Annotated in this window: 23 protein-coding genes; 16 read left to right on the forward strand and 7 right to left on the reverse strand. The window is 41.3% G+C overall.

All coding sequences use genetic code 11. The features are described from left to right. The first annotated feature begins 2 nt into the window (after positions 1 to 2). Complete coding sequence (paaX, locus tag SporoP17a_RS10545) at positions 3 to 863, forward strand: phenylacetic acid degradation operon negative regulatory protein PaaX (protein ID WP_083034598.1); 861 nt, start codon at positions 3 to 5, stop codon at positions 861 to 863. A gap of 55 nt (positions 864 to 918) precedes the next feature. On the opposite strand, the gene SporoP17a_RS10550 is transcribed toward paaX, so the two are convergent. Beyond that, positions 919 to 1,446 (reverse strand): gamma carbonic anhydrase family protein, encoded by a 528-nt coding sequence (locus SporoP17a_RS10550; RefSeq protein ID WP_083034599.1) that lies wholly within the window; start codon positions 1,444 to 1,446, stop codon positions 919 to 921. Between the two features lie 63 nt (positions 1,447 to 1,509). Between SporoP17a_RS10550 and SporoP17a_RS10555 the strand changes: the two genes are divergently transcribed. After that, a complete protein-coding gene (locus tag SporoP17a_RS10555) occupies positions 1,510 to 2,472 on the forward strand; it encodes an NAD(P)H-dependent flavin oxidoreductase (RefSeq protein WP_083034600.1) in 963 nt (320 codons plus the stop codon). Positions 2,473 to 2,561: 89 nt separating this feature from the next. On the opposite strand, the gene SporoP17a_RS10560 is transcribed toward SporoP17a_RS10555, so the two are convergent. The 5 genes from SporoP17a_RS10560 to SporoP17a_RS10580 all read right to left on the reverse strand — a co-directional run bounded on the left by SporoP17a_RS10560 (position 2,562) and on the right by SporoP17a_RS10580 (position 7,559). Continuing rightward, on the reverse strand, positions 2,562 to 3,131 hold the full coding sequence (locus SporoP17a_RS10560; protein ID WP_083034601.1) for a nitroreductase family protein: 570 nt from the start codon (positions 3,129 to 3,131) through the stop codon (positions 2,562 to 2,564). Positions 3,132 to 3,248: 117 nt separating this feature from the next. Continuing rightward, positions 3,249 to 4,781 (reverse strand): AbgT family transporter, encoded by a 1,533-nt coding sequence (locus SporoP17a_RS10565; RefSeq protein WP_083034602.1) that lies wholly within the window; start codon positions 4,779 to 4,781, stop codon positions 3,249 to 3,251. Between the two features lie 245 nt (positions 4,782 to 5,026). Next, positions 5,027 to 6,058 carry an LLM class flavin-dependent oxidoreductase gene (locus tag SporoP17a_RS10570; protein WP_237262308.1) on the reverse strand — a complete coding sequence of 344 codons (1,032 nt, stop codon included), beginning with the start codon at positions 6,056 to 6,058 and terminating at the stop codon, positions 5,027 to 5,029. Between the two features lie 78 nt (positions 6,059 to 6,136). After that, the gene (locus SporoP17a_RS10575; protein WP_083034603.1) at positions 6,137 to 6,979 is read right to left on the reverse strand and encodes a YitT family protein; all 843 of its coding nucleotides are present in this window, start codon (positions 6,977 to 6,979) and stop codon (positions 6,137 to 6,139) included. 145 nt (positions 6,980 to 7,124) lie between these two features. Continuing rightward, positions 7,125 to 7,559: a hypothetical protein gene (locus SporoP17a_RS10580; RefSeq protein WP_083034604.1), complete on the reverse strand. Its 435-nt coding sequence runs from the start codon at positions 7,557 to 7,559 to the stop codon at positions 7,125 to 7,127. Between the two features lie 134 nt (positions 7,560 to 7,693). Here SporoP17a_RS10580 and SporoP17a_RS10585 point away from each other — a divergent pair, with 134 nt between their 5' ends. From SporoP17a_RS10585 to SporoP17a_RS10650, 14 genes are all read left to right on the forward strand, one after another. Continuing rightward, positions 7,694 to 8,593, forward strand: a complete 900-nt coding sequence (locus SporoP17a_RS10585; RefSeq protein WP_083034605.1) for a DMT family transporter — start codon at positions 7,694 to 7,696, stop codon at positions 8,591 to 8,593. A gap of 218 nt (positions 8,594 to 8,811) precedes the next feature. Then, the gene (locus tag SporoP17a_RS10590) at positions 8,812 to 9,540 is read left to right on the forward strand and encodes a GntR family transcriptional regulator (protein WP_167693413.1); all 729 of its coding nucleotides are present in this window, start codon (positions 8,812 to 8,814) and stop codon (positions 9,538 to 9,540) included. 138 nt (positions 9,541 to 9,678) lie between these two features. Next, positions 9,679 to 10,101, forward strand: coding sequence for a phosphonate C-P lyase system protein PhnG (phnG, locus tag SporoP17a_RS10595; protein WP_083034606.1), 423 nt, complete (start codon positions 9,679 to 9,681; stop codon positions 10,099 to 10,101). Positions 10,102 to 10,137: 36 nt separating this feature from the next. Beyond that, a complete protein-coding gene (gene phnH / locus SporoP17a_RS10600; RefSeq protein ID WP_083034607.1) occupies positions 10,138 to 10,734 on the forward strand; it encodes a phosphonate C-P lyase system protein PhnH in 597 nt (198 codons plus the stop codon). Further along, on the forward strand, positions 10,735 to 11,850 hold the full coding sequence (locus tag SporoP17a_RS10605; RefSeq protein ID WP_083034608.1) for a carbon-phosphorus lyase complex subunit PhnI: 1,116 nt from the start codon (positions 10,735 to 10,737) through the stop codon (positions 11,848 to 11,850). Continuing rightward, the gene (locus SporoP17a_RS10610) at positions 11,840 to 12,706 is read left to right on the forward strand and encodes an alpha-D-ribose 1-methylphosphonate 5-phosphate C-P-lyase PhnJ (RefSeq protein WP_083034609.1); all 867 of its coding nucleotides are present in this window, start codon (positions 11,840 to 11,842) and stop codon (positions 12,704 to 12,706) included. The genes SporoP17a_RS10605 and SporoP17a_RS10610 overlap by 11 nt, the downstream gene beginning before the upstream one ends. After that, on the forward strand, positions 12,699 to 13,538 hold the full coding sequence (locus SporoP17a_RS10615; protein ID WP_083034610.1) for an ATP-binding cassette domain-containing protein: 840 nt from the start codon (positions 12,699 to 12,701) through the stop codon (positions 13,536 to 13,538). Before SporoP17a_RS10610 ends, SporoP17a_RS10615 begins: the two co-directional genes overlap by 8 nt. 14 nt (positions 13,539 to 13,552) lie before the next feature. After that, positions 13,553 to 14,734 (forward strand): phosphonate metabolism protein PhnM, encoded by a 1,182-nt coding sequence (phnM, locus tag SporoP17a_RS10620; protein ID WP_083034611.1) that lies wholly within the window; start codon positions 13,553 to 13,555, stop codon positions 14,732 to 14,734. A gap of 26 nt (positions 14,735 to 14,760) precedes the next feature. Next, on the forward strand, positions 14,761 to 15,486 hold the full coding sequence (locus tag SporoP17a_RS10625) for a phosphonate C-P lyase system protein PhnL (protein WP_029053997.1): 726 nt from the start codon (positions 14,761 to 14,763) through the stop codon (positions 15,484 to 15,486). Further along, entirely contained in the window at positions 15,476 to 16,273 is a 798-nt protein-coding gene (locus tag SporoP17a_RS10630) for a PHP domain-containing protein (RefSeq protein ID WP_083036032.1), read from the forward strand. Before SporoP17a_RS10625 ends, SporoP17a_RS10630 begins: the two co-directional genes overlap by 11 nt. 113 nt (positions 16,274 to 16,386) lie before the next feature. Beyond that, on the forward strand, positions 16,387 to 17,430 hold the full coding sequence (locus SporoP17a_RS10635) for a PhnD/SsuA/transferrin family substrate-binding protein (RefSeq protein ID WP_083034612.1): 1,044 nt from the start codon (positions 16,387 to 16,389) through the stop codon (positions 17,428 to 17,430). A 77-nt stretch (positions 17,431 to 17,507) separates the two neighbouring features. Further along, complete coding sequence (gene phnC, locus SporoP17a_RS10640; RefSeq protein WP_083034613.1) at positions 17,508 to 18,290, forward strand: phosphonate ABC transporter ATP-binding protein; 783 nt, start codon at positions 17,508 to 17,510, stop codon at positions 18,288 to 18,290. A gap of 13 nt (positions 18,291 to 18,303) precedes the next feature. Further along, positions 18,304 to 19,092 (forward strand): phosphonate ABC transporter, permease protein PhnE, encoded by a 789-nt coding sequence (gene phnE / locus SporoP17a_RS10645; RefSeq protein ID WP_083034614.1) that lies wholly within the window; start codon positions 18,304 to 18,306, stop codon positions 19,090 to 19,092. After that, entirely contained in the window at positions 19,092 to 19,940 is an 849-nt protein-coding gene (locus SporoP17a_RS10650; protein WP_083034615.1) for an ABC transporter permease subunit, read from the forward strand. The genes phnE and SporoP17a_RS10650 overlap by 1 nt, the downstream gene beginning before the upstream one ends. 145 nt (positions 19,941 to 20,085) lie before the next feature. Here SporoP17a_RS10650 and SporoP17a_RS10655 read toward each other — a convergent pair whose 3' ends face one another. After that, positions 20,086 to 20,736, reverse strand: coding sequence for an SDR family oxidoreductase (locus SporoP17a_RS10655; RefSeq protein WP_083034616.1), 651 nt, complete (start codon positions 20,734 to 20,736; stop codon positions 20,086 to 20,088). Between the last annotated feature and the right edge of the window lie 50 nt (positions 20,737 to 20,786).

Here is a 20,786-nt window from a genome sequence, read left to right on the forward strand (position 1 = left end):
CGATGATATTTACAATTTTTGGTGATTACGTGCGCCATTATGGAAATAAAATTTGGATTGGTAGCTTGATCCGGTTGATGAAAGAATTTGGCCATAATGAACAAGCCGTACGCGTTGTTCTATCTCGTATGATGAAACAAGGCTGGTTTGAAACAGAACGTGAAGGAAGAAAAAGTTATTATTACTTAACAGACCGTGGAGTTTCTCGTATCGAGGAAGCTGCATCGCGTATTTTTAAATTAGAGCCTCATGAATGGGATGGGCAATGGCGTATGTTGATGTACAACATACCTGAAGATAAACGACAACTTCGTGATGAATTGCGGAAAGAGCTTTTATGGAGTGGGTTCGGTACTTTTACGAATGGTTGTTGGATTACGCCGAATGATTTGGCAAAAGAAGTACGTTTATTAATAGCAAAATATGAAATTGAAGAACATGCTGACTTATTTCTCTCAAAGTACACGGGACCAAGGTCAAACCAAGAGTTGGTTGCCAAGAGTTGGCCTCTTGAAGAGATAGAGAAAAAGTATGGAGAATTTATTTCGATATACAGTCAAAAGTTCGTCGTGGCAACGAGTGAAATGGAAAGTGGTTTGTTGTCGGACGCTCAGTGTTTTGTAGAACGTACTAATCTAGTGCATGAATATCGAAAGTTCTTGTTCATTGATCCTGGTTTGCCAAAAGAACTTCTTCCTGAGATGTGGAGCGGAACACACTCAGCTCATTTATTTGCACAATATTATAAACTACTTGCTGAACCTGCGAATCGTTTTTTTGAACACATATTTGAAAAAGATAATGATATAAGTAGAAAAGATGCATCGTATGATGCTGAAGATAACCCGATGATTATAAAATGATTCAGAAAAGCCGTGAGCATATTTTACGCTCACGGCTTTTCTAAATCACAGTATATTAAACGTTTAGTTCATTTTGTAAAATAATATTGAAATCTTTTCCTTTTTGAACATACGTATCAATAGACAGCTGAATCATTTCAAGGTCTTGGTCGTTTAATTGTCGAACGACTTTTCCAGGGGAACCGATTACTAATGAACGTGGCGGAATAACCTTTCCAGAAGGAATTAACGTGTTCGCACCAATAATACACTCTTCTCCAATATCGGCGTGATCAAGAATCGTTGAGCCCATACCAATAATGGAACGTCTTTGAATTTTGCAACCATGCAATACTACATTATGTCCGACGGTTACTTCGTCTTCAATTTCAACAGGTGCATCTTCATATAGATGGATTGTAGAATTGTCTTGTATACTACAGCGCTTGCCAATTACAATCGCGCCCTCGTCTGCGCGTAGTACAGAGTTAAACCATATTGTAGATTCTTCACCAACTGTCACATCGCCAATCAAATAAGCACCTGGAGCAACGAAAGCGGATGCATCAACTACTGGGCTTTTCTTATTATAAGGTATAATCATGAGTTTCCTCCTTCAATATAATGAAATATATGATAAAGTATAACATAAAAGGGAGTGTATTGTATGAATTCGTTATGTAACGTATTATCTATCCAATATCCAATCATTCAAGGAGGTATGGGTGATATTAGTAGTCCTAAATTGGCGGCAGCTATTTCAGAAGCTGGTGGCTTAGGCACAATCGGTTGTGGAACCTCCACTATAGAAGAGGTTGATCGTAAAATTACTGATTTGAAATCTATAACTTCGCGTCCTTTTGCGGTAAATATTGCGATTAATGTAACGCCTTACGTCGAAGAATTACTAGAGTTGGTTATTAAACACCAAGTACCGGTTATATCTTTATCAGCAGGGAATCCGTCACCATACATTCAACGTTTACACAACCATGGAATCAAGGTTATAGCTATCATAGCATCTGTTAAACATGCTGTAAAAGCGGAAGAAGCTGGGGCAGATATACTTGTGGCAGAGGGGTTTGAAGCTGCTGGAATTAACTCACCGCTTGAATTAACTACTATGACATTGATCCCGCAAATCACTGCAAATGTTCAGATTCCTGTCGTAGCAGCAGGTGGAGTAGGCGATGGGAAAGGTTTGGCTGCAGCACTTGTTTTAGGTGCCGAAGGTGTTCAGATGGGCACGCGCTTTATAGCCACAAAGGAAATGCAGGCACACGAACATTATAAGCAACGTCTAGTAGACGCATCAGACGTAGAAACGAGAATTATTGGCCGTAAAGTGGGACGAGTAAGAAGAGTGTTAACAAACGAGTATGTAGCAACTTTAGAGAAGCGTGAAAAAGAAGGAATGACGCTAGAAGAATTTAATGAAGCAACGACTGAAGAACAGCATAAGTTGGGTGCTATTAAAGGAGACATGCAAAACGGATATATCAATAGCGGTCAGGTGGCTGGATTGATAGACGACGTTCCAACCGTTCAAGAGCTTATTGAGCGTATGATGGAAGAAGCGAAGGAAGCGTGCAAGCGCACTGGAAATTTATTGGGGACGAATACTAATTGATATAAAAGTAGCTTGCTCTCAGTTTTGAGGGCAAGTTACTTTTATATTTAAAGCCATAATATGAATATACATATAACTGTTATAGTAGTTCATTCATCGATAATAGTCAGCACAGTACGAATATCCTTACGTTCCTCAGGCTTAGGCACATGTTGCGGATAGCCGATCATTAGTGTTCCGACAATCTTTTCGTCTGACTTCACACCGATCGCATCTTTAAATACCGGGTCATGTGTCCAGTCATTCGTGCGCCAGATCATGCCGATTCCACGTTCCCATGCAGCCAACTGAAAGTTCTGGATCATCGCAGAAATTGCAGCATAGTCCTCATCCCAACGCTTTTTACGTGAATCTTCCGGCATGACGACGACTAAATGCAAAGGGATATCGCGGAAATATGCGGCTTTATTTTGTGCTTTTTCCGGTATATTCCCATCTCTTTCTTGGGATGTTAAAAACGCTTCTACAAATTTTTCTTTGCCTTCATCCACATATAACTGAAAGCGCCACGGCTCGGTTAACTTATGATTCGGAGCCCATTTTGCGACGTTGAGTAGTTCTATTATTTCATCTATATCGACCGGGTCTTTTTTAAATTTCTTGATGGAGCGTCTGCCCATAATCGATTTCTCCACAGCATTTTTTCCTTCATAATCCATAGCTAAAAACTCCTTTTGATAGATAGAATCATTCTAAATGAAAACCATTATCAACTACTATGTTATCATAAAAAACCCCGTAAGAGCAAAGAATGCACTTACGAGGCAATGGTCATCTTATTTCAAGTAATAAATAGGGGAGCCAGGTCCAAGATCAATTCCTAGCAACATCCAAACAATTAACGTTATGCTCCAGAACAGCAAGAAGAACATGGAGTAGGGGAACATAACGGAAACGAGCGTCCCGATTCCCATCTTCTTATCGTATTTCTGGGCAAAGGCAATGATGATCGCGAAATAAGTCATGAGCGGTGAAATGATATTAGTCGAAGAATCCGCCACGCGATATGCCATTTGCGTCAGTTCAGGAGAATAGCCAAGTTGCATCATAATCGGTACGAAAACTGGAGCCATCATGGCCCATTTCGCAGATGCACTACCGATAAACAAGTTGATGAACGCTGCAATGACAATGAACATCAGTAACAAAGGAATCCCTGTTAAATTAATACTGTCAAGGAAGTTTGCGCCGTAAACACCTAACACTAAGCCCATATTAGACTCAGAGAAGAATGCGACAAACTGACTTGCTGTGAATGAAAGCACGATAAACATTCCCATTGCAGACATTGTCGTCGACATCATAGCGGCTACGTCTTTGTCATTACGGATCAATTTCGTTACTCTACCGTAGACGAGGCCTGGCACAAAGAACATAAATGCAATGATCGGCACGAGCGATTTCATAAATGGCGATTTGATGATCGGCATATCTGCTTCATCCCCGCGCAACGGAGCGCCTGGGAATATAACGAGAAGCGCAACCAATGCTCCTGCAATAACGACAGAAACACCTGCCAAAATCAAACCTTTCTTTTCCAGACGAGTTAGCTTTTCAACTTTCTCGCGGAATTCACCGTTATATTCTCCTAGACGAGGTTCTACAATCTTTTCTGTAACCCACGCACCAACGAATGTAAGAACGATAACGGAAAATGCGATGAAGTAGTAGTTCATGGCAATGTTCATACCTTCAGCATATTCGGGATTGATGATCGCTGCGGACATGATCGTCAATTCGCCAAGTAATGCATCAGTACCTGAAAGTAGCAAGTTTGCACTGAATCCACCGGAAACCCCGGCAAAGGCAGCTGCTAGACCCGCAAGAGGGTGTCTTCCAAGTGCTGCGAACAACACCGCACCAAGTGGCGGCAGGACAACGTAACCCGCATCAGACGCTACACTCGACATAACGCCTGCAAATACTAATCCAAGCGTGATCATTCGTTTAGGAACAGACATCACAAAGCCGCGAAGTAAAGCACTGATCAATCCTGACCCTTCTGCGACCCCAATACCAAGCATCGTGATCAGCACGACACCAAGCGGAGCAAAACCGATAAAGTTATCGGTCATATTCGTAACGATGTAATGAATCCCTTCACTACTCAGTAAATTATTTACTTCAATCATTTCGCCTTCTTTACCCGGGTGTTCTGCGCTAACCCCGAAGTAAGAGACTACTGCTGAGATGACGATTACCAATAAAGCCAAAACAGCAAATAATGTAACCGGATGTGGTAATCGGTTACCGGTTTTCTCAATCATATCCAAAAACTTCTGGAAAAATCCTTTTTTCTGTTTATCCATGATAATCTCCTCTCATTTGAAAAATACTATTCAATCCATCATGAAAAGGTATAAATTTTTCAGATATTATCAAGTATATAGAAGAACGCTGTCGAGTGAAATGCTTTATTGAAATAATTAAATTGGAAGATAGTTGCGACTCTTGCGGGGAGTGTGAATAGTATAATAACAAAAGAAAAACCCACCAAACAGTAGGTGGGGAGACATGTACTAACCATATATTCTTATTTCACGAAACACAAGTTTCATGCTAATTGAAACGCTTCAGCCAGTAGATAGAATGACTGCTCTCTCGCTTGTATATCGGGAATCATATTTAAAATCATAATTTCATCGACCATCGCTTGTTCTGCAAGTGACTCGAGCTGTTTTTTGACTTGAGAAGGGGTGCCGATGACAAAGCGTCCTTCATTCTCTTTCGTGACGGATTCTTCTGCAGGTGAGAATGAATGCGAAATTGCCTCCTCCAATGACGGCGGTGGCAATTTATAATTTCCCGTTCCCCAACGTGCCCATTGTAACTGTGCAGGAAGTGCAAGTTGATGTGCTCGTTCTTCCGTCTCCGCACATACTACGATCAAAGCAAGGATCCCTTTTGGTTCACTTAAGAATGGCGATGGTTTGAACCGTTCGCGATACGTTTGCAACATAGGAATTGCTAATCTCGGGTTAATATGTGCTGCGAACGCAAAGCCGAGTCCATATTCAGCAGCAAACTGCATACCCCCGTCACTTGACCCGAGCATAAACAAATTAGGTATGGACTCTTCTGCTGTGGCACTGATTTTGCTGAACGGATGCTCGTCTGGGAAGTCATTCGTGAAAAAAGCCAGTAATTCTGCAAACTGTTCAGGGAAGTCATATGTGGTCACAGCTTCTCGTGACCGTCTTAATGCCAATGCAGTTATACCGTCAGTTCCGGGTGCACGCCCAATACCAAGATCGATGCGCCCTGGATGCAACGATTCCAACAATGAAAAGTTCTCAACGACTTTCAATGGACTATGGTTCGGTAGCATGATCCCGCCTGAACCCACACGAATTCGTTGCGTGTGAGCCGCGGCATGTGTTGCCAGCAAGTCAGGAGAAGAACTTACTTGAAACCTCGTATTGTGATGTTCCGCAAACCAATAGCGTGTATAACCGAGTCGATCTGCCAGTTGAACTATATTAGTAGAATGTTGCAATGTTTGGCTAGCTGTATCGTTATTATAAATCGTCGCTAAATCGAGAATAGATAATTGGATAGGTGGTTGTTTGCTCATAGCTTTTGACACAGTAATTCCTCCCTTTACATGTAATGGTATAGGAAGGAGTTACGGATGTTAAGAGAAATGACTGTCAAGAATCACGTTTTATTTGGGTCGTCTTTCTTTAAAACCGTGCTTGAAAATTTCTTGTACATTGTTGATGGTGACGTATGCATCTTCGTCTACTCGCTCCAAAATACGTCGCAACTGTACAATTTCTGTCTGGTTAATAATAATATATAAAATCGCTTGTTTCTCGAGTGTATAGCCGCCGCGGCCGTCAAGAATCGTCACGCCTCTACCCATTGTTGTGAGTAATTCATGTCGAATATCTTCTTGGTGTTTCGAAATAATCATCACGGCTTTTCGGTCATCTGCCCCGTCTACGATTCTATCAATTACTTTTGCACCCACATACACAGCAACGAGTGTAAACATGGCTTTTTCTTTACCAATAACAAAGGCTGACAATAAAATGACGGAAATATCAATGACCAGCATTGCCTTCCCGACACTCCAGCCAAGCCATTGCTGAAGCATTCGGGCAACCGTAGTCGCGCCGCCGGAAGTGCCGCCCACACGAAAGATCAGGCCGAGCCCCCCACCAACAAATAAACCGGCAAACAACGCAGCTAGTAATGTATCGCTGCCCAGCTGTTCTCCCCAATTCTTCGTTAACTCTAGGAAAATGGACGAGAATATAATGGTGACGACAGTATAGATAATCGTCCGCTTACTGAAGAACCTATACCCGATGGCAACGAGTGCTAAGTTGATCACGAAACTGACAAGTCCAGGTGACCATTCAAATAAATAGTATGTAATAATGGTAATCCCGATGACGCCGCCTTCAGATAGCATATTCGGAATCGCGAAGTAGTTGATCCCCATTGCGAATATGAATGACCCTAAGATTAATGCGGCATAATCAAGTAGTGTTCGTTGCATATAATCCCTTCTTTCCGAAAAGACAACATACTATAGTATGCCGCTTCTATGCTTTCCATGAAGTATCTACTGTAAATGCACTATACCTGTTGGTCGTTCTATCAAAACATATAAATCAACTAGTGATAGTTGATCCCTTCAGTTTTCAGTCCATGTCAATAAAAATCCCTTTTATAACAGGCACGTCTTCATCATCTTTCCCTTCATACGTACCGTATACGGATACATCAAAGTCTTCCAAAATATCGCTACGCTCCCCGAGTCGGATGTCTTTCACGTACACAATTTCACTTGAAGACTCATCTGTTTTGCTTTGCACAGTTAGCGTTCCTTCGTTAACAGCTGTCACGGTCCCTAGAAATTTCACTTTGGAATTGACGGGTACTTGATCATCAGCAAATGCAGCATACTCATGTTCTACTGTATCTGCTTTTAAACCCTCTTCTACTTCGTTACCTGCTTGTTCTACTGGTGCTGTCTCTTCTACTGGCTCCGTTGATTCAATCGATTCTTTCGGTTCGTCATTGTTACAAGCTGCTAATAGAGCAGCAGTTATCATTATTGCGAATAATTTTTTCATGTAAGATCGCCTCCAATAGTAATCATAAGGAACTTTTGCAAAAAAGAAAACCTTTGTCTTGGATTAGAGGCATAAAAAAGATTATGGGAATAGACTAGATGTAAAGGATCAACCCAATTAGAAAGGATGGAGGAGTGAACAAGCTATTTACGAAATCTACCGTCGCGTTGGCAATTTTAGTCATGATTTGGGGTATTAGTTGGCCGATTTACAAACTATCGATCGTGTATGCACCGCCACTGTTATTCTCGGGAATGCGTGCGTTGCTGGGCGGTTGTTTGATTGTATTGCTGATTATAAAACTGTATGACAGATTGCAATGGCGTCAGCATTGGCGGAAGTATTGTATTTCAGCTTTGTTCAACACCGTCCTATTTTTCGGATTGCATACGATTGGACTACACTACTTGCCAGGTGGGCTATTCTCCGTACTTGTATATTTCCAGCCGGTCCTTCTCGGATTATTTGCTTGGATGTGGTTAGGTGAAAATATGACTGCGATTAAAGTAATCGGTCTGTTGATTGGATTCATTGGAATTATTGTAGTGAGCGTTGAACACTTTACTACCCAGGTTTCCATACTCGGTGTGATATTGGGTGTGATGACGGCTTTCTTTTGGGCAATTGGTGTTGCCTATGTGAAGAAAGTAAGTGAGGAAATTGATGCGTATTGGATGGTAGCGATGCAATTTACTATAGGCGGTGTGGTGCTGCTGATACTCAGTGCCATTACAGAGAACTGGTCTGCGATAGAATGGCATCCAATGTATGTATTCGGACTGGGATTTGGTGCAACGATGGGCATTCCGGTTGCCTATATCATCTATTACTCGCTCATTCGTGCAGGAGAGGCAAGTAAGGTAGCTGTCTTTACCTTTTTAGTCCCTGTAATTTCCGTGTTTATTAGTACTGTATTTGTTGGCGAGCCGATGACGCATACGTTGTGGGTGGGCTTGTTGTTAGTTGTGGTCAGTATCTGTTTTGTTAATTATCGTAAGAAAGATCCTATTACACTGATGGATACAAATAATTAGGGGTGATGAAGAAGAGTTACTATCTCCATATCCCATCATCAGCAAATAATAATAAAGCTTACCTAATATATTTTACTGGTGCAGAGTCGACTCATATGAAGAGATACCTAGTTGATAGGAGCCTGCTGAATTCTTATCTGTTGTCTTTCGTCTTTTAAAATAGGAAGTATAGTACAATATGATAAAAAATGTGTCTCTATAACAGTTCTTAGAGGGAGATGGTTATCATTTCAACGGAAAAGGAAACTATAATCATAGATGAGATAATGCAACAAATTGTTTCAAAGGTATTTACATATGGAGAAAGATTACCCTCCGAAAACATTCTAGCGGAAAAATACAATGTACCCAGGATGACTGCAAGAAATGCATTAACCAAATTGGAAGAACGGGGTTTTATTTATTCTAAACAAGGCAAAGGGCGGTTTCTAAAAGAGCAGGCGATACAGATTCAGCTGTCTCTAACTGCAGGGACGAGCTTTACTGAAAAGATGAAGGCATTAGGATATGAGTTGGAAACGCGCACGATAGATTGTGAACAAATTCCTTACGATGAACATACGTATCACGTATTAGAAACGAAGAAATCAGACGCTATCTATAAAATTGGTAGATTGCGTTTGATTGACGGTGAGCCAATCGCTATTCATTATTCGTTTGTCAGTGCGAAGACCATTCCGAGCATCACAGAAGATTGCTTTGAAATTCAATCAATGTTTGCCTATTATAGGAAACTCGGATACGGCGAATTTGACAGCCGCAAATCTCTACTAAGCATCACATTTCCAACTGCTGGCGAGCAACAGTTGTTATCCTGCAAAAGTATGGTTCCGCTCATTATGGTTGAAAGCGACTGTGTAGACCGGAAAACTGGTAAGGTGCTTGAATATACTAAAGTGCTATATCGCAGTGATAAGTTCAAATATGATATTACGATGAATTCATAAACAAGCATGGGTCTCTCAACCTTGCTTGTTTTTTTTATGTCCAATTGTAAAGGGTGTTTACAATATACTAACCGTATCTTAAAACACACCAACTTGGCGACAAGTTACTATTAGTTTATAGAAAAGGAGGGAGCACATATGAAAAGAAGAAAAAGAACTGAAATTCTTATTCAAGATAATGGTCATCTTGCTAAAACATTTGCGGAGACTATCACGGCTGTATATGAGTGTCGTGAAATTACGGCACCTCAATATGGAATGACGATGATCAAAATGCGTGAAACAGCTAAGAATTCCTTATTCTATATGGGTGAAGTCCTAGTTACGGAAGCAAAAGTGGAGATTGCCAATCGCATCGGCATCGGCATTGTCACGGGGATGGAAGAAGAGCTCGCTAAGCATTTGGCCATCATCGATGCAGCGTATAAAGCCGATTTGGCGGAAACGTTTCTATGGGAACCCCAGTTGATCGCTGCTGAGGATGAAATCAGGAAAGCGAAAACAAGACGACAGGCAGAGTTAATCGGTACAAAAGTAAATTTTGAAACGATGGAAATATAATTACTTACTAGAAACAAAGTGGACAGGAGAGAGAATATGGCGATTGATCAAGTACATGATTTGCAATATGTCTATCGTAAATTACTGCATAGTATGTCGCGGCCGGGCACGATTTCATCCATTACTGAACCGGTGAACCGAATGGATTATTCTATTCCTTGCAGCGAAGCTTTACTTTTAACTGCAATGGCATTATTAGATGGAGAAGTCACTTTCCATATTGTATCTGATGAACACCAGGAGCTAATAGAAAAGATATCGGAATATACTTCTGCTAAATATGCATCCATTGATGAAGCGGATTTTGTCATAGTCCTTCGCGAAGATAAAGAGCAAGAAATACGACGCGCTTTAGAACAGTGTAAAGTCGGATCTCTTATTGATCCACAGCAATCTTCCACTTGGCTCATTGAAAGTTCTGTATTAGAAAATGATGGTGAAACCGTATTAAAAGGTCCGGGCATTCAATCAGAAGTGTCCTTACAAACAGGGTTTCCAGTGACGTTATGGCAAGCTAGAAATCAGCGGACGAACGAATTTCCGATGGGAATCGACTTAATTTTTATCGATCAAGCTTCACAAATTGCTTGCGTACCTAGAACAACAGCAGTTGCACATAAGGAGGTGGGATAAGTGGGGTATGTTCCTGTAAAAGGAGGTACTCAGGCGATAGATGCTTCTATCAAACGAGTAAAGTTCGAACGGCTCAAAGGGCAAGCGATTCTGGAAATTGAAACGATTTTGTCGACGATGAGAGCTTTGGTCGATCAAGTTATGTCGGAAAGTAGTTTATATTCTCCGCAATTGGCGGCATTGGCCATCAAGCAGGCGGAGGGAAGTATGGAAGAAGCAGTATTCCTTATGCGTGCTCACCGATCCACATTGCCAAGATTGTATTACAGCGAGTCAGTCGAGACAGATGCAATGTTTGTAGAAAGAAGAATTTCTGCGAGCTTTAAAGATATACCTGGGGGTCAATTACTGGGTGCCACGTATGACTACACACATCGTCTTCTAGATTTTAATTTAATCAATGAAAAAAAGGCGGATAATACGCATTGGCTGCAGAGCTATGCCGAAGAACTTCAAGAGGTGAAAGTGGAAGAAACGGTTGAACGCTATCCGAAAGTTGTAGAGTACCTTCGTAAAGAAGGGTTGTTTGAACAATATGAAATGGACAATACAGAACCTGAAGATATTACAAAACAAAACTTGGAGTTTCCGGCGAGCCGTAGTGCGAGATTACAAGTCCTGACCCGTGGACAAACAGGTGCATTGACTTCTTTGGCATATGCCTCGTTGCGCGGATATGGAGAAGTCCATCCGACTGTAGGTGAAGTGCGTGTAGGTTCGCTGCCAATTTACGTTAAGCATCCCAACGAAGAAGACGGTTCAGAGGACGAAGAGTTTTACATCGGAGATATTCAAGTAACGGAAGTAGAATCATTTGTGCCCGTCCATGTGAAAAATGAAAACAATGAAGAAGAACTGGAATTTGAGATTGGATATGGAATTTGTTATGGACAAAATGAAACCAAAACTATTGCCATGAGTATTCTCGATCAGTGCCTAGAACATCTAAATGATGAATTTCCAACACATGATGAAGAATTTGTACTGCTTCACATTGATTCAGTGGAATCTAGTGGGTTTATTTCCCACTTGAAGCTACCGCATTACGTGACATTCCAATCCAAATTAGACAGTATACGGCAAGTGAAGAAAGGGGTGCAGGTCAATGAAAGCTAACACGCATTTTGCTTTTTTCGATGAAGGTTCAAAAAAGGAAATACGTCGCGCTACTCTAAAAGCTGTAGCGATTCCAGGCTATCAAGTGCCATTTGCTTCTAGGGAAATGCCCATTGCACGAGGCTGGGGAACAGGTGGATTGCAGCTTACACTTTCCCTTATAGGACAAACAGATGTGCTAAAAGTGATTGACCAAGGCTCCGATGAATCTGTCAATGCAGTGAGTATAAAAAAGCTAGTCCAAGACACAACGGGCGTTCAACTGACAGAGTGTACAGAAGAAGCGGATATCATTCAATCAAGGCACCGGATTCCGGAATGTTCATTGACGAAAGAGCAGATTCTTGTGTTACAAGTTCCGATACCAGAGCCGTTGCGTGCCATTGAAGAAAGGGAATATATGACAAAGCGTATGCATGCAGAAGATGATTATAGTGGTGCTTGGCTAATGTTGTTCGAACAAATTATGAAGTTCGGAAAAACGGCGACAACTGCTGATCATCCCGTATCGGTTCACGATCGTTATGTAATGGCACCAAGCCCAATTCCTCGATTCGACAATCCGAAAATGGATCATTCTGAAGCCTTGATCCTTCTCGGAGCAGGTAGGGAAAAGAAAATCTATGCTGTACCGCCCTATACATCCGTCAAATCGTTAGCTTTTGAAGATTATCCATTTACTGTTGAATCATTTGAAGGAGCTCATTGTCATTTGTGTGGAGCAGAAGGCGTTTTTCTGGATGAACTCATAGATCACGAAAAGGGTGCAACGATTTATCAGTGCAACGATTCGGCTTATTGTATAGAACAATTAAACAAACAAGAGAAAGTCGAGGTGGAAAGCACGTATGCATGAAACACCGATTTTGCGGGTTGAGAATTTGTGTAAACAATATGGTACGGGTTGTCAAGAATGCCAAGATAAAGAGCGAAATAGTGTAGAGAAAAACTACTGTAAATCTTGCGGAACGGTCTTTGCCGTACGAGACGTCTCTTTAGATCTATATCGTGGAGAGATTTTAGGGATTGTCGGAGAAAGCGGAAGTGGCAAATCGACGATGATGCAGTGCTTGTATTTTGATACCGACATCACATCTGGAGCCGCATACATTAACCGACCGGGGAAAGAAAATGAAAATGTTTTTGAATTGTCTTCTCAGCAAAAGCGTATGATTCGAAATCATGATTACGGCATGGTGTATCAAAATCCAGTTCATGGACTGAAAATGAACTTTTCATCGATTGGCAACATAGCGGAAAAACTAATTGCGGCTGGAAATCGGAATGTGTCGGATATGGAGGCAACAGGGAAAAGATTGCTTACGAATGTTCATATTCCGTTGCATCGTATGAAAGAAGAACCCGAAAAGTTTTCGGGGGGGATGCAGCAGCGCGTGCAAATTGCTAAAGCGTTATCGAATAACCCACCTATTTTATTTTTGGATGAAGTAACGACTGGGCTAGATTTGTCGGTGCAAGCAAATGTACTAGATTTAATCAAAAGAATTCAAAGAGAACTACAAATCAGCATGATCGTGGTGTCACATGATTTGGCAGTGATTCGAATGCTGGCGGACCGCACTATTGTTATGTTAAACGGCGAAATAATTGAAGAAGGTTTGACGGATCAAGTATTGGAAGACCCACAACATGCGTATACACAACAATTAGTGTACTCATTACTATAGGAGGAACTGCTGACATGTATGTAATCCACAATGGGAATATCATAACAGAAAACGAAATTCTTGAAGGCTTTGCAGTTGTTGTAGAAGGGGAATTTATTCAAGATATTATCCCGCAGGAAGACGTAATGAGATTTCCTGAAGCTAACCGGATTGATGCCGGCGGCGGACTTATTTCTCCAGGGTTTATTGATATTCATTCTGATTATATTGAAACAATTGCATCGCCAAGACCTTCTTGCATGATGGATTTCGATATAAGTTTGCGAGAGGCTGAAAAAGTATTGATCAGTCACGGGATTACTACTATGTTTCACTCACTGTCCTTTTATGGGAAAGACGTCTTTACACAGAAAACGATGCATCATCCTAACAATATCCAGCGTATGATTGATGCCATCCATTCAACACATGGGAATTTACACTTGATTCGTCATCGTTTACATGCGCGATTTGAGATTGACAATATGGATGGCGTGGCGAGTCTTGTGCAGAATATAGAAGATGACAAAGTTCATTTGCTTTCTTTTATGGACCATACACCGGGACAAGGGCAGTATCGAAATTTAGAAGTGTATCGTGAAACATTGAAAGGATATCGGGATCTATCAGATTCAGACATCAATGTGCTGATCGCTGAAAGGCAAACTACAGAGTCTCTAACGACTGAAAACATGAAGGAAATTGCAGAGATTGCTACGGAAAAAGGCATTGCTATTGCATCTCACGATGATGATAATGTACAGAAGCTAGAATTAGTGAAAACCTTTGGTACGACCATTAGCGAATTTCCGATTACGTTGGAAGTTGCGAAGAGAGCGAAAGAACTTGGTTTGCATACAATTGCAGGAGCTCCCAATGTGTTACTCGGAGGTTCGCATTCGGGCAATTTATCTGCAACAGAAGCAATTGATCATGGCTGTATTGATATTTTATGCAGTGATTATTATCCTGCGGGTCTGTTGCATGCGGTCTTTGCATTACATGAAAAATATGGAAATGATCTGCACCAAATGTTCATGATGGTTACGTTGAATCCGGCGAAGGCAGTCCGAATAGATGACGAATTGGGATCGATTAAAATTGGAAAGAAAGCCGACCTACTAATCATTGAGAGAATGGATGACGGCTATCCTATGTTGACGACAACAATAGTAAACGGAATGCTGACCACAAAAACTAATTATCGCACAAACTAATGTAATCGGAGAGGAGCATCATCGTGATGTCTATACTGGAAATTGCCGGATTCGGAAAACGTTTCACTATTCATCATTTAGACAAAACCATGCCAGCTACAGAAAACATTCATTTTTCCTTAGAAGCGGGTGAGTTTATTGGCATTGTGGGAAAAAGCGGAAGTGGAAAATCAACGATCTTAAAAAGTATTTATCGTACGTATTTACCGGATGAAGGTAAGATCCTATACGACTCGCAGCGCTTTGGGCTTGTAGATTTATCTCAAGTGAGCGATCGACAAATGCTGTACTTGCGTAAATACGAAATTGGTTATGTATCTCAATTTTTAAATGTTATGCCTAGGACAACCTGCCGACAGCTAGTGACCAATGCGCTGTTGGAGATGGGGGAATCTGAAATAACAGCCAATGTTGAAACTGAAAAAACGTTAGCTCATTTCGAACTGGATCCTAAGCTATGGGACAGTTATCCAAATACCTTCTCGGGCGGCGAAAAACTACGCTTGAACATTGCCATGGCTACTGTAAAAAAACCTAGACTATTATTGCTTGATGAGCCGACTGCTAGTTTAGATCAGCAATCAAAAGTAAGAGTTCGTGAAATGATAGAAAAACTGAAGAACAATGGGACAACGCTCGTAGGGATTTTCCATGATATAGAGTTCATGGAAGGGTTATGTGACAAAGTATTCGACATGAAGGCGAAAAAAATCGTGCTGGACAATAAGGTGGGTGTTGGTTCTGAAAGCTGATCTACATGTTCATAGTCACTATTCAGATGGCTCGGATTCTATTTCTACTGTTTTTCAAAAGGCTGCACAGGCCGGCTTAACACATATCAGTTTTGTCGATCATGATACGGTAGCCGGCTGGGAAGAAATCCGAACTGTAAGTGAGGATTTCGGCATCATAGCACTACCTGGCGTTGAAATATCAGCATATGACTTCCAGCGGCAACGAAAAGTACATGTGCTTGGCTACAACTATGATCCCACTGCAATACATATCCAATCGATTTGCCAACCATTGCTAGAGAGAAGGCACGCTCACTCGCTTTGGCAAATAGAACAAATAGTAAGAGCCGGTTATGTGCTTGATGAGGACAGAGTCCTTGAATCTGCGAAACCTTCTGGAACGATTTACAAACAACATATTATGAAAGAGCTGACGGAAGATCCTTTTACTTCAGTTGCCTATCAACAATTGTACAAAGAGTTATTTAAAGGACAGGGCGTCGCTTCAGGAGATATAGAATACATCGATGTGTACGATGCGGTGGAAGCCATTAAAGCTGACGGCGGATTGGCTGTAGTTGCGCATCCTGGACAATTGGATTCATATGATTTGATCGTTGAATTGGTGGAAGCTGGACTTGACGGTATTGAACGCAATCACTTTGATCATACAGCCGAAGATAGTAGACGAGTTGAAGAACTAGCCGAACAGTATCATCTGTTGATGACAGGTGGCACAGACTATCACGGTGTATTTGGGAAAGAAATTGATATTGGCGATATTGTGAGTCCTTCCGATTTTTAATGGATGGATCAAAGTGGTGTAAAGAGTCTGTGAAGGTCCTGTAAATACTCACATTGCGTTATCTTTCTATGTTTCAATAAAGTTGATTAACTAGTTGAAGAGGAGTGAACTTGATGAAGAAATTGAATTCGGTCTTCGCAATACTTGCGTCAGCCACTTTACTACTGTCTGCGTGTTCAAGTGGCCAAGCGGGAGCGGAAAAAACAGAAGTGGATGACGTCATCAGTATTGTCTGGTATCCCAATGAATCAGGAAATGATATGAAAACTTCACGAGATGAAATTGGAAAAGCCATCGAGGAAACAACCGGAAAATCGGTAGAGCACAAGTTGACGACTGATTATGCAATCGCAATTGAAACTATGGTGAATGATAACGCGGATCTCGCCTACATGGGTGCGCAAGGGTATGTCCAAGCTAATAAAGGAAATGAAGCAAATAAGCCGTTAGTAGTTTCCACTGGCCCTTCTGGTACATTAGACGACGCCTTATATTATAGTTGGCTTGCAGTTGACGTAGAGGATCAAGAAACCTTTAAAGTAAACGGTGAATTCTCCTTAGATACAGTAGCGAAGAAAAGCATTTCATTTGTTTCAAATAGCTCCACTTCAGGATTTGTCATTCCTTCCTCCACGATAATCGATCATTTTGCTAACAACAAGAAATATGGAGAATTGAATGCCGAAGATCTAATGGAGGGTGGCCCTCTATTTTCACAAGTCTTATTCGGTAATTCCCATCAAGGTTCAGCAGTGAATGTATTGAATGGCAGTACAGACGTGGCGGCTTTTTGTGATACGTGTGTTGAATCCTATGTAGACATAGTAGAAGGCGAAGAGAATGAAGTGGGATCAGTATATAAAGTGAAAAAAGATGCAGCGGAACCATTTAATCGTGTAGCAGGCAAGGAATTCACTCTGATGGAAGTAACGCCTGTACTTAACGCTCCATTTGTTGCGAATACGAATGTTCTTGGTCAAGAAGACTTTGAAAAATTACAAACACTATTCACATCAGATGAGTTTGCCGATAACGAAGAAATTTTCGTACCAAAAGATTCTAATGCAGCAGGCTTATTCTTTAAAACGGAAGAAGAGCGTTTTGTGCCAGTTGAAGACGCTTGGTTTACCCCGGTCCGAAATCTTTTTAATGAATAGGTGAGTTCAATCAGAGCGTGCATAGTTTCGTACGCTTTGATTGTATATATATTCGAATAAAAGAGGAGCGAGAAGATATGTCTTTATTAACAGTACAACAACTTGGGAAATCATATAACAATCAAAATAAAGTCTTGCAAAATGTAAACTTTGAAGTGGATGCTGGTGAATTTATTTCGATCATTGGTCCTTCAGGCGCGGGAAAGTCTACCTTACTTCGATGCATCAATCGAATGGTTGATATTGATGAAGGTGCGGTAATCTTTGATGGAGCAGATGTAGGAACGTTGAACAAAAAGGAATTACGAAAGTTACGAACGGATATTGGTATGGTTTTTCAGCATTATAATTTGGTGCCAAGATTATCTGTCATTGAAAATGTTCTGCATGGTCGATTTGGTTACAAAACGACATTGCAGGGAGTTATGGGCAGATTTACTGAGGAAGAAAAAGAGCAAGCGTTTTTCTTATTGGAAAAACTGGGGATTGTTGAACATGCCTATAAGCGCTGTGATCAACTAAGTGGTGGACAGCAACAGCGAGTGGGAATTGCACGTGCGTTGATCCAAGAACCTAAAATTGTTTTATGCGATGAACCTATTGCTTCTCTTGATCCGAATGCCTCCAAAATCATCATGGATCATTTGAAGTCCATCACGATGGAACTTGGGATTACATGCATCGTGAATCTGCATCAAGTGGAGGTGGCACGTGATTATTCAGATCGTATTTTAGGGCTCAGGCAAGGTCAAGTGGTCTTTGATGATGTGAGTCATCGCTTGACTATGGAACGTACGGATGTCATTTATGGTACCAAGACAAAGCCCGTGCCAGTAGTAAGAGAACTAGCAACGGTATGAGGAGCTAACTATTGTGAATGAAAATAGAATGCGATACAAGAAAAACCAACAGATGATAGTAGTGGTCCTTCTTCTTGCGTTAGTAACGTATCTGTCATCCGTGCTCACCGACTTTAATATTTTACATGGACTCGCGACGTTACCTGAAGCTTTTATATGGATATTTTCCAACTTGGTAGTCACTGAGGAATCACTTGAACGTATGCCAACCATTCTAGACAAATTAGTTGAAACGATCCTCATGTCTATTGCGGCAACTACAACAGCTACTATTCTTTCACTTTTCTTGGGAGTGATGGGCTCAAAATCGGTGGGGACGAGCAAGTTACTTGGCATCTTGGCGAGGTTTATAGCATCGCTATCAAGAAATATTCCCGTGGTAGCCTGGGCATTAATTTTACTACTATCGTTCGGGCAGAACTCTTTAACAGGGTATCTCGCTTTATTCGTTGGTTCGGTCGGTTTTCTAACTCGGGCTTTCATTGAGGTCATTGACGAGTCCAGCCAAAGTGCGGTAGAAGCGTTACAAGCAACAGGTGCAACATATATCCAAATTATAATGAAAGCAGTCATTCCCGAGTGTTTACCGCAAATGATTAGTTGGATACTGTTTATGATTGAAACAAATATACGCAATGCTACGTTAGTAGGAATCTTGACAGGAACAGGGATCGGCTACACATTTGACTTGTATTATAAAACACTCAACTATCACGGGGTGGCGTTAGTTACTGTAAGTATCGTCGTAGCTGTCATCCTCATTGAACTACTTTCAAACCATGTACGGAAGGTGATTCTCTAATGCAAGCGACAACACATATGAAGCGACGGAGTGATGGTCGTATTAGCATAAAGTCGGGCAATGAAGTACAGCTAATCATGCAGTTAACCATCCTCATTCTAACCGTACTGACTGTCTTAGCTTTCCTGTTCTTTGACTATACAGGGCTCGACATTCAACGAGCTATAAAGGAAACAGCCTATAATTTACGGGTTATGTTTTTAGAACCTGCCCTCAGTCATTTCGGTTGGGGAGAAGCCTTCCATCAAGTGGGTATTACGCTTGGACTCGCCTTTTTATCTACAATTTTAGGAGCCGTTCTTTCGTTTTTTCTAGCGCTATCTGCAGCGACTAATTTGACCAATGAATGGATCACCAAAATAGTTCGCATCTTCTTGGCCTTTATCCGTGCAGTCCCAACGGTTTTATGGGTTTTGATCTTTGCTATTGCGGCTGGATTAGGGAGTGAAGCTGCAGTGCTAGGCATGCTGTTTCATTCTATTGCGTATTTAGTAAAAGCATTTTCTGAAGCGTTTGAGGAAGTGGACAAAGGAATTATCGAGGCGTTAAGGGCTACGGGCGCGGGTTGGTGGCACATTGTAGTACATGCCATACTTCCTTCGACATTTACATATCTTATGTCCTGGACTTTTCTGCGGTTTGAAATTAACTTTGCGGTAGCAGTTGCAATGGGAGCGGCAGCCGGAGCCGGGGGGATCGGTTTCGAGCTGTTTATGGCTTCGAGCTTCTACTTCGATTTGCGTGAAGTAGGAATGATTACATATATGATTCTAGTATTGGCGATCATACTGGAGGTCATATCCACTTTGCTGAAAAACCGCTATTTTCCTGCAAGTATAAAAAATTGAGTTTGCTGCTCCGTGTAAATGGAAGAGGAGTAGTAATTAAAATGATTTGTAAACTAAAGACCAACTCATGGGGAGTTGGTCTTTAGTTTATTTTTATTCCGTGATTATAGTTACTATCTAAATTGTTGATTCTATTGCTTTGCCTTTATAGCGCATCGATCGCTTCTTTAATCGGTGTAGAGCCACCAATTACTTGAAACTCTTTGCCAATTGTTGAGTCGTTTTCCAAACAAGCGAAAATGACTTCTGCGATATCATCTCGTGGTACTTCGTTTGGTTCGACAGTATTCGCGGCTTTTACTTTGCCTGTTCCTTTGTCGTTTGTTAAAGCACCTGGATGAATCATCGTATAGTCTAGATCAGTAGAACGTAACCATTCATCTGCGTAGTGTTTTGCTACAACGTACGGAGCAAATGATTCCGACGCTTCCTGGATTGCTTTGCGTGTCGTGTCGTACGAGCTAATCATGATGAAGCGTTTAACGTCAGCTCTCTCCGCTGCTTGTATAGTTTTGATCGCACCATCGAGGTCAATCAGCATAGTTTTATCTGGACCTGTTTTGGGGCCGGAGCCGGCTGTGAAGACGATAGCATCTACACCGTTTGCTGCTTTGACGATATCGTCTACTTCGCCTTCAAGATCTACAAGTACGGTTTCAGCCCCAATTTTCTTGAAATGTTCCGCTTGTTCTTGCTTACGGATCATTGCCTTCGCTTCAAGTGTGTCGCTATCTTGAATCAATGATACTAACTGTTTTCCGATCTGACCGTTTGCACCTACAACTAAAACTTTCATTTTATTTTCATCCTTTCGATATATAAATATAATAAATATACCTTCTTACT

Origin of the sequence: Sporosarcina ureae (genome assembly GCF_002082015.1) — a bacterium.
Lineage (GTDB): Bacteria > Bacillota > Bacilli > Bacillales_A > Planococcaceae > Sporosarcina > Sporosarcina ureae_A.

Coding starts and splice junctions, on each gene's coding strand:
- paaX (WP_083034598.1), top strand. CDS start 3: ATGATATTTACAATTTTTGGTGATTACGTGCGCCATTATGGAAATAAA.
- SporoP17a_RS10550 (WP_083034599.1), bottom strand. CDS start 1,446: ATGATTATACCTTATAATAAGAAAAGCCCAGTAGTTGATGCATCCGCT.
- SporoP17a_RS10555 (WP_083034600.1), top strand. CDS start 1,510: ATGAATTCGTTATGTAACGTATTATCTATCCAATATCCAATCATTCAA.
- SporoP17a_RS10560 (WP_083034601.1), bottom strand. CDS start 3,131: ATGGATTATGAAGGAAAAAATGCTGTGGAGAAATCGATTATGGGCAGA.
- SporoP17a_RS10565 (WP_083034602.1), bottom strand. CDS start 4,781: ATGGATAAACAGAAAAAAGGATTTTTCCAGAAGTTTTTGGATATGATT.
- SporoP17a_RS10575 (WP_083034603.1), bottom strand. CDS start 6,979: ATGCAACGAACACTACTTGATTATGCCGCATTAATCTTAGGGTCATTC.
- SporoP17a_RS10580 (WP_083034604.1), bottom strand. CDS start 7,559: ATGAAAAAATTATTCGCAATAATGATAACTGCTGCTCTATTAGCAGCT.
- SporoP17a_RS10590 (WP_167693413.1), top strand. CDS start 8,812: ATGGTTATCATTTCAACGGAAAAGGAAACTATAATCATAGATGAGATA.
- phnG (WP_083034606.1), top strand. CDS start 9,679: ATGAAAAGAAGAAAAAGAACTGAAATTCTTATTCAAGATAATGGTCAT.
- phnH (WP_083034607.1), top strand. CDS start 10,138: ATGGCGATTGATCAAGTACATGATTTGCAATATGTCTATCGTAAATTA.
- SporoP17a_RS10610 (WP_083034609.1), top strand. CDS start 11,840: ATGAAAGCTAACACGCATTTTGCTTTTTTCGATGAAGGTTCAAAAAAG.
- SporoP17a_RS10615 (WP_083034610.1), top strand. CDS start 12,699: ATGCATGAAACACCGATTTTGCGGGTTGAGAATTTGTGTAAACAATAT.
- phnM (WP_083034611.1), top strand. CDS start 13,553: ATGTATGTAATCCACAATGGGAATATCATAACAGAAAACGAAATTCTT.
- SporoP17a_RS10625 (WP_029053997.1), top strand. CDS start 14,761: ATGTCTATACTGGAAATTGCCGGATTCGGAAAACGTTTCACTATTCAT.
- SporoP17a_RS10635 (WP_083034612.1), top strand. CDS start 16,387: ATGAAGAAATTGAATTCGGTCTTCGCAATACTTGCGTCAGCCACTTTA.
- phnC (WP_083034613.1), top strand. CDS start 17,508: ATGTCTTTATTAACAGTACAACAACTTGGGAAATCATATAACAATCAA.
- SporoP17a_RS10650 (WP_083034615.1), top strand. CDS start 19,092: ATGCAAGCGACAACACATATGAAGCGACGGAGTGATGGTCGTATTAGC.
- SporoP17a_RS10655 (WP_083034616.1), bottom strand. CDS start 20,736: ATGAAAGTTTTAGTTGTAGGTGCAAACGGTCAGATCGGAAAACAGTTA.